This window comes from Pseudomonadota bacterium (assembly GCA_027624715.1).
Classification (GTDB): domain Bacteria; phylum Pseudomonadota; class Gammaproteobacteria; order Burkholderiales; family Eutrophovitaceae; genus Eutrophovita.
The window spans coordinates 157,115-170,080 of sequence record JAQBTV010000004.1 but is presented as its reverse complement, the minus strand read 5'-3'; the positions used below and the strand labels follow the sequence as shown (position 1 = coordinate 170,080).

General features: G+C 44.9%; 8 protein-coding genes. 7 read left to right on the top strand and 1 reads right to left on the bottom strand.

Features of this window, described 5'->3' with window-relative positions; all coding sequences use genetic code 11:
• The 7 genes from O3A65_04640 to O3A65_04610 all read left to right on the top strand — a co-directional run.
• The coding region (locus tag O3A65_04640; protein MDA1331759.1) for a 2-isopropylmalate synthase at positions 1–873 on the top strand (873 nt) is incomplete at its 5' end.
• 174 nt (positions 874–1,047) lie between these two features.
• On the top strand, positions 1,048–2,370 hold the full coding sequence (locus O3A65_04635) for a TolC family protein (GenBank protein MDA1331758.1): 1,323 nt from the start codon (positions 1,048–1,050) through the stop codon (positions 2,368–2,370).
• Between the two features lie 10 nt (positions 2,371–2,380).
• Positions 2,381–3,442, top strand: coding sequence for a hypothetical protein (locus O3A65_04630; protein MDA1331757.1), 1,062 nt, complete (start codon positions 2,381–2,383; stop codon positions 3,440–3,442).
• A 72-nt stretch (positions 3,443–3,514) separates the two neighbouring features.
• Complete coding sequence (locus tag O3A65_04625) at positions 3,515–6,625, top strand: efflux RND transporter permease subunit (protein ID MDA1331756.1); 3,111 nt, start codon at positions 3,515–3,517, stop codon at positions 6,623–6,625.
• A 57-nt stretch (positions 6,626–6,682) separates the two neighbouring features.
• Positions 6,683–7,051: a thioredoxin gene (gene trxA / locus O3A65_04620; protein MDA1331755.1), complete on the top strand. Its 369-nt coding sequence runs from the start codon at positions 6,683–6,685 to the stop codon at positions 7,049–7,051.
• A gap of 186 nt (positions 7,052–7,237) precedes the next feature.
• Entirely contained in the window at positions 7,238–8,326 is a 1,089-nt protein-coding gene (locus O3A65_04615; GenBank protein ID MDA1331754.1) for an efflux RND transporter periplasmic adaptor subunit, read from the top strand.
• Between the two features lie 56 nt (positions 8,327–8,382).
• Positions 8,383–11,460, top strand: coding sequence for an efflux RND transporter permease subunit (locus O3A65_04610; GenBank protein ID MDA1331753.1), 3,078 nt, complete (start codon positions 8,383–8,385; stop codon positions 11,458–11,460).
• Positions 11,461–11,529: 69 nt separating this feature from the next.
• Here the strand turns inward: O3A65_04610 and boxB are convergent, their stop codons facing one another.
• Complete coding sequence (gene boxB, locus O3A65_04605; GenBank protein ID MDA1331752.1) at positions 11,530–12,942, bottom strand: benzoyl-CoA 2,3-epoxidase subunit BoxB; 1,413 nt, start codon at positions 12,940–12,942, stop codon at positions 11,530–11,532.
• Positions 12,943–12,966: the final 24 nt, after the last annotated feature.

Sequence of the window (12,966 nt, the reverse complement as noted above, 5' to 3'; positions counted from 1 at the left end):
CGTCAAATTGAGTGCACAGTCAATGGGCTTGGGGAGAGGGCAGGCAATGCGTCTTTAGAAGAAATCGTGATGGCTGTCCGGACAAGACAAGATTTTTTCCAATGTGACACTAGGATTGATGCGACTCAAATTGTTCCTGCCTCTAAATTGGTGTCTGCGATAACTGGGTTCCCGGTACAGCCGAATAAGGCAATTGTCGGTGCTAATGCATTTGCGCACGAGTCAGGGATTCATCAGGATGGGGTGCTTAAGCATCGCGAAACCTATGAAATTATGAAGGCCGAAGACGTTGGTTGGTCTAAGAATAAATTAGTACTCGGCAAACACTCTGGGCGTAATGCATTCAAGCAAAGATTGATCGAGCTCGGTATCGAAGTGAGTGGCGAAGAGGTTATGAATGCCGCATTCGCACGTTTTAAAGAATTGGCGGATAAGAAGCATGAAGTTTTTGATGAAGATCTGGTCATGTTGATCTCATCAGACGAGGCGATCAATGTGAACGATGAGCGTTTTAAGTTACTGTCTTTAAAGGCCTCTTTTGAGACTGGTGAGGCGCCTAAGGCAACAGTCTTTTTGTCAGAAGGCGACGAGGAAAAGAGTGCTCATGCATCTGGTAGCGGACAAGTGGATGCTACATTCAAGGCGATCGAGTCAATTGTTACTAGTGGAGCGGATCTTCAGCTATATTCTGTTAATGCCGTTACGAGTGGAACAGATTCTCAAGGTGAGGTAAGTGTACGGCTTGCTAAAAACGGTAAGATTGTGAACGGACATGGAGCTGATACAGACATCGTAGTTGCTTCAGCCAAAGCTTATTTGAATGCCATCAATAAGCTACAGTCTGGTGTCGAGAAAGTTAATCCACAAGTTTAGCGATGTCCATAGAGCCCGCGTCGATTGACGAGGAGCTGTGTTACGGACTTCGATCAACTTAAAAACAGCGAGTTTATTCACAAAATGCCCGGAGCCTGGATGCGCAGTTATTGTCATGTCGCGCCATATTTCTTTTTGGGTATTTTTTGCCTAGTTCTTTTTGGATGCGGGCACATGAAGAGCTATGTTCCCGATACGCCCAAAAAAGCGCAAATAACGCAAGATTTTGAGTCTAGGGAGGTAATGCTTAATAATTTGGCTAGTTTTGTGACTGAGTCGGGCTATGGCCGATCTTGGCCGCCTGACCGATGGGGGCTTGAGGAGCTCATGTATGCGGGGCTCTACCTCAGTCCGAGGCTTGAGGTTGCTCGAAAAAATATAGAGTTGTCTGAGGTTTCAGCCCAATCGTCGGGTCTAGGGGTGTGGCAAAAAGTCCAAGTGGCTACTGAGTACCATACAAAGGAAGTAAATGGGCAAGAGCCTTGGGGAGTGGGGTTCGCGGTAGATTTACCGTTTTTCTCGAAAAAAAAACGAGAGGCTTTGTCGCAAAAGTCATTGTTCTATTTGGATGGAGCAGCGCTCGAGCTTACTCAAGAAATATGGTCGCTGCATTCGTCCCTGCGCAATAATTTATTCCGTTTGGCTGCAAATGAGGCTAAACGAAAACTCTATGTTCAGAAAATAAAGTTAGCGGAAGAGTTAAATGGGCTTATTGAAGCTAGATTTTCTTATGGCTTCACAGATCGACAGGAGTTAGATAAAAGACGGTTTGATCTGGGACTATTTCGTGAGCTTGAGCTAGATCTTGAAATGGAAAGACTCGAGATTATTTCTTTGATGGCTGGCTTGATAGGCATTTCTGCGGCTGACTTGCAAAAACTTGATCTCGAGACGTCTGATTTTGATCAGATCTTCACAATGGAAGCTCTAGATTTTAGGGGTGCTGCGTTACGTAATCGTATTGATTTACAAAAATCTCTTATTGATTTCGGTATTGCCGATGTTGAATTGAAGCTGGCTCTTATCAAACAGTACCCCGAGATATCGATAGCTCCAGGCTATTTTTGGGATCAGGGAGACAATATTTGGAATTTTGCATTGGGATTGGTTTTACCAAATCATGCTGATGCATTCATTTCGCAGGCGGAGGCCTCGAGGTCGCTGAAACATCTGCAAGTTAAGGAAAAGCAAATTAATATTCTTGTTGAGATTGATCGAAATCATGCCGCTGCCCTGTCTGCTCAAGATAGGTTGCAACAGAGTAGCTTAAATTTACGCCGAGCCCATAGCATGTTTTCCGGTAAAGAAGACGGATTTAGCGCGGGAGATATCAGCCGAGTTGAACTCTACGATGCACGTTTAAATTATATTCAGATAGCAGAACGGTTTATTGACAATAAAGTTACCTTTTTTTCTGCAGTCGCTGAACTTGAGGATTCGTGTCAAACTCCATTAGTTTTTAAGTATCGGTTCCCGATGGTTATGAATAAACACTAGAGGCATTGACTTGAATACGCGTCAATATAATTTGGTCATTGGTGGCCTTACGCTATTTATCGCTGCACTTTTATTTGTCCTCGTGACATTTAATCGAGACGATTTCTTACTCAGCGAGTCTGATTATGACGAAGAGATAGAGACTAGGGATTTGACCGATTACGAAGATGGGGTCTCACTGGTTAGGCTGGCTCGCGAGGATCAGGATGCGGCTGGGATTGAATTGATAAAGCTGGAAGTCATGCATCATCAAGTTGAATATCAACTGTTCGGAGAGATTCTCGATATCTCTGGGCTGTTAGAAATCAAAGAGCGTTTGATTACTTTTTTAAATGAGGATCGTGCTAAAGCTATCGAAGAGGCGCATCTAGCAGAATCGTACAAGCGGGCTAATCTGTTATTTGAAGATCGCCAAAATATTTCAAGACGTGAGTTAATGGAAAGTGAGTATCAGCTCGATGCCGTTAGAATGCATCGACTTAATTTGCGTAGAAATTTAGCGTCATTAAGGCATTCTGCGAGCGCAATATGGGGCTCTGAAGTGATTGACTGGTTGCTTAATGACGATTCTTCTGATTTTAAAAGTTTGGTAACTCGAAAAGCGAGTCTTGTACGATTATTTGTCAGGGATGCTGCGCTATCTGCTGCAGGAACTGGTACTGTTGATATTGCTCCCGTGGGCTTCCCAACTCAGAAAATATCTGCGCGTTATGTCTCGGAGGCCCCAAGTGCACAATTTGGTACTGGGGCAGCAGATAAATTTTTTATGGTTGATGAGCAAATTCCAACCGGTACTCGAGTCGTTGTTTCATTATCTAAAAATTTAGAAGAGGTCTCAGGTGTTTTTATACCTGGTGAGGCGGTTTTATGGCATGCGGGTAAACCGTGGGTGTTCAAGCGGCTTAGTGATGGGGTTTTTGCTCGATTAAAAATTGAAGCCGATGTTGATTTGGGAATGGGTTGGTTCGAGGTTAATGCGTTTGTGCCGGGAGATCAGATCGTTGTGTCGGGCGCACAACTTCTGTTATCAGAAGAGTTGAAATACCAAATACGTAACGAGAATGAGGACTGAAACTCAGTCTCTGGGTCGCGTAGCGTGGGGGTGGCATCACGCTATTTCTATAGATGATGGAAACGAAACCTCATGATTGTCGGAATCGTTCGTAATTCGATCAAATATGCTGGGGTCGTTGTCACTCTCGCAATTACCGTTATCAGCTATGGTTTGTATACCATTTCTAATGCCAACTTAGATGTTTTTCCTGAGTTTTCGCCAAGCCAAGTTGTTCTTCAGATAGAGGCTCAAGGCTATTCTTCCGAATTAGTTGAGAAGTTAGTAACGCAGCCGATAGAAAATGCCTTAATGGGAATCCCGGAGCTAGCGAATATCCGTTCCCAGTCAATACCCGGATTGTCGGTTGTAACCGTAATTTTTAAGGACGGTAGCGATGTTTATCTCAACAGGCAGGTGGTTGGGGAGCGCATAGCGGCCCTAGCAATCGAAATGCCACGAGGGGTAGACGCCCCAACCATGACCCCTCTGACCTCTTCTGCCAGTACGGTTTTAGGTATTGGCGTGACCTCAGACAAACGTTCTCTTTCTGAGTTGAGGACTATAGTGGATTGGAGCATACGCCCTCATTTATTGGCTGTCCCTGGTGTCGCTGAAGTTAACGTTTTCGGTGGCGATGTTGAGCAGTGGCAAATTCAGGTGGACCTTCAAAAATTAGAACAGGCCAATGTTTCATTTCAACACTTAATAGATGCCGCAAAATCTGCGACAGGTATGGTGGGGACGGGTTTCATTAAGACACCTAACCAACATGTGAATATTCAAATGGATGGGCAGCCAAGAGATTTGGGGGATCTTGAGCATTTGATCGTTGAGTCGCGTGCTGGAGTCAATATTCATCTTGGAGATTTGACCAAGGTTATCGCTGGCCCTGCGCCATCTATTGGCGCTGCGTCCATTGATGCGCAGCCTGGTGTTTTTTTAATGATACAAGGGCAGCTAGGTGCCAATACGTACGCGGTCACGCAAGACCTAGAACGGGCGATATTAGAACTTGAACCATTAATTAAGAGAGAGGAAATTACTCTTCACAAGAATCTTTTTAGGCCAGCGAATTTTATAGAAACAGCAGTTGAAAATGTACAGCGTGACGTGCTAATTGGTTCGGTCCTTGTGATTGGTATTTTGTTCCTATTCCTCTATAACGTGCGTACAGCAATCATATGCGCCGTCGCTATGCCAGTATCTTTACTGTCCGCAGTGATTGTTCTCGATGCACTTGATGTGGCACTCAATGTGATGGTTATTGGAGGCTTAGCAATTGCTCTTGGAGAGGTGGTAGATGATGCCATTATTGATACAGAGAATATCTTTAGACGGCTGAGATTAAATCAAATTGCAGGCGGGGGACAAAGAGTATCTGACGTGGTTTTGGAAGCCTCAGTGGAGGTGAGGAGTTCGGTAGTTTATGCCACCTTTATTGTCGTTTTGGCGTTCGTACCACTTTTAACTTTGTCAGGTATTGCAGGCAAACTTTTTGCACCGCTTGGGCTCGCTTACATATTTGCCATATTGGCATCTTTAGTGACGGCAGTAACGCTCACTCCCGCTTTGTGTTATCTACTTTTAGGTAGCAGTAACTTATCAGCAGATGATCCTCCAGCAGTTTCATTTATTCGGCCTCAGTATGAGAAGCTTTTGGTTTGGTTTGAGGGGAAATTCGCGCGTAATCTTACGGTGGTTATCGTTCTCGTTATCTCTGGCATCTGTGTTTTCCCATTATTTTCTGGCGAGTTTATTCCCGCCTTGAAGGAGGGGCACTATATTGCTCATATGACGGCTGTTCCTGGCACATCAGAGAGAGAGTCGTTGAGAATTGGTGATCGAGTATCTGCGGCATTGGGTGAAATTGATGGGGTCGAATCTGTAGCACAATGGGTAGGGCGCTCTAAAAATGGTGCAGACACTTTTGGAACGCATTACAGTGAATTTGAGATAGAAGTTGGCGCTTTAGATGGAGACGAACAAGAACGAGTTCTCTCTGAAATACGGGATGTGCTTGGTGGGCAGAAAGTTGGACATTTTCCTGGATTAAGTTTTGGTGTTAATACATTTTTGACAGAGCGTATCGAAGAGACGATCACTGGTTTCGCTGCCCCGTTTGTCGCTACGATTTATGGGTCCAATCTCGATACTTTAGATCGTGATGCGCGTCAGGTTGCCGCTAGCTTAAATCAAGTCTATGGTTCAGAAGATGTTCAGATACAGGCGCCCGCTGGTACGCCGCAGCTGGATATTAGACTACGACACGCCCGTTTGTCGGCATTGGGCGTGACGCCAGGTGAGGTGCTTCAGGTGGTCAGTGCGGCATATGACGGTGAAGTAGTGGGCCAGATTAGAAAGGAAAACCGGGTTGTCGATATTGTCGTAATTCTTGAAGATTCACTCAGGCAGAACGTACGCTTGTTGTCTGACTTATTGATTAAGAAAATTGGGGATTCTGTCGTTCGGTTGTCAGATGTTGCCGATATTAGCTTGATTGGTGGTCGATATAAAATACTGCATTCTGATGGTCGCCGAGTACAAACGGTCACTGCGAGATTCTCGGGCCGAGACTTGGGTTCCTTTGGATTTAGAGCGAAAGAGAAAATTTTGGCTGATGTGGTGCTCTCACCCGGCAATTATGTTGTCTTTTCTGGGACTGCTGAATCCGAGCGGAAGGCAAAGGCGGATTTAGTGGTTCATTCGTTGTTAGCCGGAGTCGGCATCTTCATACTCCTTTATATTGCTTTTAATCAACTGCATAATATGGCGATCACCTTCTTGAATTTACCTTTTGCTCTTGTTGGTGGGGTAATTGCAGTGATATTCTCCGGAGGTTGGCTATCTCTAGGCTCCTTGGTGGGATTTGTGACTTTGTTTGGCATTACGCTCAGGAACTCCATCATGCTGGTATCTCATTATCAATACCTTGTTGAAGTTGAGAAAGTTGCTTGGAATTTCGATACAGTCGTAAGAGGGGCTTCTGAGCGACTAACTTCCATTCTGATGACCGCTCTAGTGACTGGTCTTGCCTTATTGCCGCTAGCCCTAGGGACTGGAGAGCCTGGTCGAGAAATTGAGGGGCCCATGGCGACCATTATTGTAGGTGGACTCTTTACGTCAACCCTTTTGAATCTTCTTGTGCTTCCTACCATTTTGTATCACTTTGGTAGGTTCCATCGCTCAAGCTCTTTAGTATAAATGTTTACAAAATGCTAACATGAGGAAATAAATGTTTAGCCTAATGGGTGTAGAAACATGTCAGTAGCTGACTTGACTGGTGATACGTTTGACCAAGCCGTTAAAGAAAACGAAATGGTTATTATCGATTTTTGGGCGCCCTGGTGTGGGCCATGCAAGACGTTTGCGCCAGTGTTTGAGGCTGCCTCGGAGAAATATACAGGGGTATATTTTGCCAAAGTGAATTCTGAAGAAGAGCAGGAGTTAACCTCTACCTTTGGGATCCGTTCCATCCCTACGTTGGTAGTTATTCGGGAGCAAGTTATCCTTTACTCAAAGCCAGGAGCTGTTCCAGCTTACTCGCTTGAAGGGCTGCTTGACCGAATGGGTAAGCTGGATATGGCTCAGGTACGTGATGAGATCGAAAGATCGCAGTCAAAATCTTAAGTGCTAATTGCAATATGGAGTTTTAGAATCTCCAATTATTCTGATTTTTTGAACAGTGTTAGTGGGCTTTATAAAATTTTGTACTGTGGGGTATATTATTTTTTTCTGATTAATGTGCATTATTAAAGATAATTTAGGATTCTATTGTCGGCTTTATGTAGTCTTTTAAAATTTTAAGGGGGTAAGTTGTTGAAAACAAAAAGTCGCTTAGCGTTTTGGGTAGTGATTCTGGCCGCAGTATTGGGCTTGTTTGTATATCTAAATTGGCCCTTTGGAGAGGTTGAGAACACGCCTGAAAAAGTTGAACAAGCCGCCCCAGCTAAACCTCAAGGTTTGCCCGTGCAGGCGGTGCCTGTAATTGTTAGTGATCTATTAGATGAGATTGCCGCTATTGGTACTGTAGAGGCGAACGAATCAGTTCGAATTAGGACGGAGATTAATGGTCGCCTCTTGAAATTGAATTTTGAAGAAGGACAGAAGGTTCAAAAAGGTCAGTTGCTCGTGGCCTTAGATGACGGAGAGCCCCGCGCCCAACTCGCAGCAATTAACGCGGAGCTTCGAACAGAGAAGCAAAGATTCTTGAGGTCTAAAGAACTGTATGAGCAAAAGTTCATCAGTAAGGAAGCTCTGGATTTACAAGCAGGTACAGTTGACCGTTTGGCTGCAATGGTTCAAGAGGCGGATGCGCGTCTGAAAAAAACAGTAGTTACGGCACCATTTTCGGGTGTAATAGGTCTGCGTAAAGTCAGTCTCGGGGCTTATCTGCAGGCTGGTGACGACATTGCAAGATTAGAGGATATTAGCTCGGTAAAAGTAGACTTTAGAGTTCCTGAAGTGTATCTCGCTAAAGTTAGTCCCGGTCAATCTATATCCGTAGTCGTTGACTCTTTTCCAAATGCTGTATTTGAAGGGAAAGTGTATGCAATTGAAGCTGGTATGGACACAGAGACAAGGACGGCGCTCGTGCGTGCGAAATTAAGTAACAAGGCAGGTCAATTACGCTCCGGGATGTTTGGGAGGGTATCCCTTATTATGGCCAAAAAGAAAGATGCGGTATCAGTTCCCGAGCAAGCGCTTTGGCCGCAAGGCGCGGAGAACTTTGTTTACAAGGTTATAGACGGCAAAGTGGCACTCACGAAGGTAGAGCTCGGGCAGAGAAGTCCTGGGCAGGTTGAGGTCCTCGAAGGATTAATGCCTGGTGACATTGTTGTGACCGAAGGGCAGATGAAAATTCAAGATGGTGCGCCAGTGACAGTATTAGGTGGTGCGAAATAATAATACGAGCGCCATTCGTTGCGTAAAGAAAAATTTATTTCTAGCTTTAGAGACTTATGATCCTTTCTGAGATTTCCATACGTAGACCGGTGCTGGCAACAGTACTTAGTTTGATGATTGTGCTGTTGGGCGTCGTATCGTTCGATCGCTTATCGGTTCGAGAATATCCAAAAATAGATCCGCCGGTTGTTTCTGTCAGAACTGTTTTTAAGGGGGCGACCGCTCAGGTGGTCGAGAGCGTTATCACCACGCCAATCGAGGATGTCTTGTCTGGCATTGAAGGCGTCAACACCATTAGATCCAAGAGTAAAGAGGAAGTCAGTGAGATTACGGTTACGTTTGTAACGGATCGAGATGTCGAGGCTGCTGCGAATGACGTTAGAGATAGAGTGGCTCGTATACAAACCTTGTTGCCAGAAACCGCCGCCGATCCAGTGGTGTCTAAAATTGAGGCTGATGCGTTTCCTGTGATGTGGCTCGCGTTGAAAAGCGATCGGCACACTCCAATGGAGTTGACCGATTATTCGGATCGGTATTTAACGGACCCCTTGAAAACTCTTCCTGGTGTCGCTACGGTGATTATCGGTGGCGAACGTCGTTATGCGATGCGGGTGTGGATTGACCGAGAAAAATTAGCAGCACGAGGATTGACAATTCAAGACGTGGAAGTCGCGTTAAGGCAGCAAAACTTAGACTCCCCAGGTGGGCGTATTGAGAGTAACGATAGAGAACTAACGGTCATGACTGAAACTGACCTTAAGAGTCCCGAAGCATTCAATAATATGATCATTCGGGAATCGGCGGGATATCCAATACGAATTAGAGATGTGGGGCGCGCTACACCGGCACCCTATGAGAATCGAAAAATCGTTAGGATTTCTGGTGAAGAAGCGCTTGGCCTGGGGATTGTCAAACAGTCTACAGGGAATACCGTTGCACTCGCCCAAGCAGTTAGAGATATTCTTCCTCGGCTTATTGCGGGTCTGCCTGAAGGGATGTCGTTGAAGGTTGCGGTTGATACGTCTGAGTTTATATCTGCTGCTATTGATTCGGTGTACCAGGTGCTCATTGAGGCGCTGATCTTGGTTGTTCTTGTAATTTTTGTCTTTCTGCGCAGTGTTCGTGCGACTTTAATTCCTATTGTCACGATACCGATTTCACTCATTGGTTCGTTCTTTTTCCTCTACGTACTTGGTTTCTCAATCAACGTTTTGACGCTTTTGGGAATCGTGCTTTCGATTGGACTGGTGGTTGACGATGCAATTGTTATGTTAGAAAACATTCACCGTCATATTGAATCTGGAATGAATCGATTTGAAGCTGCTATGAAGGGCGCAAAAGAAATTGGTTTTGCCGTTGTTGCGATGACAATCACACTGGTTGCGGTATTTGCGCCGCTCGTATTCATAACAGGTCGAGTAGGTCAACTATTTATTGAATTCGCACTAACTGTAGTTTCTGCAGTATTGGTTAGTGGTTTTGTTGCCTTAACGTTAACACCTATGATGTGTTCCATTTTGTTAAAGGGGCGAGAGAGTCATGGCCCTTTGTACAAAATGAGCGACTTGTTTTTTGAAAAAATGAATAATGGTTATGCGGCCATTTTAAGATTCATGCTAAGAGGTTGGTATGTTGTGCTCGGTGTTTTTGTCATCGCTATGTTTGCCATGGTCGGTTTGTTCCTTCAGTTGAAGCCAGAGCTGTCTCCCCTAGAGGATCGGGGCTTCTTAATGGCATTTGCGGTTGCCCCGGAAGGAGCAACAATGCAGTACACCGATCGTTATATGAAACAAATTGCAAGCGTTTTAGATCAAAATGTTCCTGAAATAGAGACCCTCTTTGAGGTGGTGGCGCCAGGCTTAGAGCGGCCGAATCCCGTGAATTTTGGGATTGGTTTTGCCGTACTTGAGCACTGGGATACACGGAAGAGAAATCAACTCGATATCGCTAAAGAAATCACACCCAAGTTGTATGGTGGCATTCCCGGTGTAATTGCTTTTGCGATGAATCCGCTGTCTTTAGGGCAGAGTTTTTTGTCTAAGGAAATCGAATATGTAATTTATGGAAATTCATATGAGGAATTGCAAGGTTACGTAGATAAAGTGAAGGCAAAGTTGAGTAGTTATAAGGGCATTACCGGACTTGATACCGACCTTAAGCTTAATAAGCCTCAACTCAGAGTCAACATTGATCGTGACAAAGCGGCCTCAATGGGCATATCAATGGCTGCAATTGGTAGGACGGTAGAGATGTTATTGGGTGGGGTTGACGTAACACGCTATAAGCGAGAAGGAAAGCAGTATGACGTTGTTTTACAAATGGAAGATGAAAAGCGGCGGCAACCAACGGATTTAACCTCTATTTATGTCAGAGCGAGGAGTGGTCAGCTGGTTCAGTTATCAAATCTTGTGACCATAGAGGAGACGGTTACGCCGAAAGAGTTGAATCACTTTAATAAATCCCGTGCTGCGATCATTAACGGAAACGTAGATCCCAGCGCTAGTCTAGGACAGGTGCTCGACCACATCGATTCCATTGTGGCTCAGGAGTTACCCAAAAATGTGGCAACTGATCTGAATGGAGCATCGAGAGAATTTAGGGAAAGTGGGGACGATATGAAAGTAACTTTGGTACTTGCCCTCATCTTTATTTACCTTGTTCTAGCTGCTCAGTTTGAGAGCTTTGTTGGACCGTTGGTTATTATGCTGACGGTGCCTTTGGGATTCCTCGGCGCTCTTTTTGTGATGTGGCTTAACGCTAAACTCGGAGATGGGGGCACCTTAAATATTTATAGTCAAATTGGCTTAGTCATGTTGGTTGGTTTGATTACTAAGAACGGGATTCTCATTGTGGAGTTTGCAAATCAACTGCGCAGAGCGGGAAAGGAAAAAGTAGAGGCAGTCTTAGAGGCATCAATTTTAAGATTGCGCCCTATTTTGATGACTGCATTGGCAACGTCACTGGGCGCCTTGCCATTAGCGCTATCTTCTGGTGCCGGGGCTGAATCCAGACGAGCGATTGGTTGGGTGATTGTTGGGGGTGTTTCTATTGGAACTTTGTTGACATTGTTTATTATCCCTGTGGCGTATTCTTTAATTGTTAGAAGTACACCTCGTATTAGGGATGGCACATAGCAGGCTATAGGGAATCACGCTTCTTTATTAGACGCACAAGTAAAAAAGGGAAGCTAGTGCTTCCTTTGTTTACTTAAGGCGAACATATTCATATTCAACTGGATTGTTATTAATTCCCCTATCGGGCGGTGCTATCCAACCGGCCATTTTCCCCGGTTCAGTGACGCGTTGCATTAAGCTGCGAATAAAGCCTCGGTCTTCTTCAGTCGGTAACCAGGTTGGAATTCCTTTATCGTATTCTGGTTGAGTGATCACATGTCCGAGAGGGTCGGTTGTTTGATTGGTCCAGCTTCCAATTGTTCTGTGGAATCGAGTGCTGGGTAGCGACAAGGTCACGTCAAAATTGGCTCTTTTAATCATCATGTTCCAACGTTTAATACCGATTTCACAATCTTTGACGTAAGCTTCACGGGTCACCTCATTCATCGCATTTCGGAGGCTGACTTTCTCGATTCCATCAGGTGTATCAATGTCGTAGATTGAATCAAGACACAGGTGATCTTCGAATCGGCTTTCATCAGGTCGTCCTTTGATCCCATTTGCGAAGGAAGTCGCCGCGTTAGAAGATATCTCAGAGCCAAAAAGATCAAGTGATGAGGTAAACCAAAAGTTTAAATATTTTTGAATTGTATCGAGGTCAACGGCACCTTGTTCTCGAATAGCGGTTGATTCGTCTGTCCCAATTTCATTCATTACCTCAAGGGTGCGCCTGACTACACGGCCTACTCCAGTTTCACCAACGAACATGTGATGGGCTTCTTCAGTAAGCATGAATCGACAAGTTCTCGCAAGAGGGTCAAAGCCTGATTCGCTAAGGCTTTTGAGTTGGAACTTACCATCTCGGTCGGTGAAATAGGTAAACATAAAAAAGGATAACCAATCAGTAATTGGTTCGTTGAATGTTCCCAAAATCCGTGGGTTGTCAATATCTCCAGAGTGTCTTGCGAGAAGCTCTTCAGCCTCTTCTCTGCCATCTCGGCCAAAGTAGCAATGAAGGAGATAAACCATTGCCCATAAATGGCGACCTTCTTCAACATTGACCTGGAATAGATTTCTTAGGTCATAGAGTGAGGGGCAGGTAAGCCCTAGTAATCTTTGTTGTTCTACTGAAGCTGGCTCGGTGTCCCCTTGGGTGACGATAATTCGACGAAATTGAGACCGCAATTCCCCGGGAACTTGTTGCCAAACAGGCTCTCCGAAGTGATCGCCAAAGCCAATTTTTCTATCAGGGATTTGGTCGGCAAGAAATATTCCCCAGCGATAATCAGGCATCTTTACGTGTCCGTAGCTCGCCCATCCTTTTGCGTCAACGCCTACGGCGGTTCGTAAATAAACATCGTTTGACTGAAAATCCTTTGGGCCTTGTTCGTCCCACCACTTAAGGAAGTGTGGCTGCCAGTGTTCAAGCGCTCTTTGAAGTTTTCTGTCCGTCGTGAGATTTACGTTATTTGGAATTTTTTCACTGTAGTTAATGTCCATGATTCATTCGCCTGTTATTTGTCTTTT

Excerpts from the sequence above, each read along its gene's own strand:
- O3A65_04635 (MDA1331758.1), top strand. The coding sequence starts at position 1,048 with ATGAAGAGCTATGTTCCCGATACGCCCAAAAAAGCGCAAATAACGCAA.
- O3A65_04625 (MDA1331756.1), top strand. The coding sequence starts at position 3,515 with ATGATTGTCGGAATCGTTCGTAATTCGATCAAATATGCTGGGGTCGTT.
- trxA (MDA1331755.1), top strand. The coding sequence starts at position 6,683 with ATGTCAGTAGCTGACTTGACTGGTGATACGTTTGACCAAGCCGTTAAA.
- O3A65_04610 (MDA1331753.1), top strand. The coding sequence starts at position 8,383 with ATGATCCTTTCTGAGATTTCCATACGTAGACCGGTGCTGGCAACAGTA.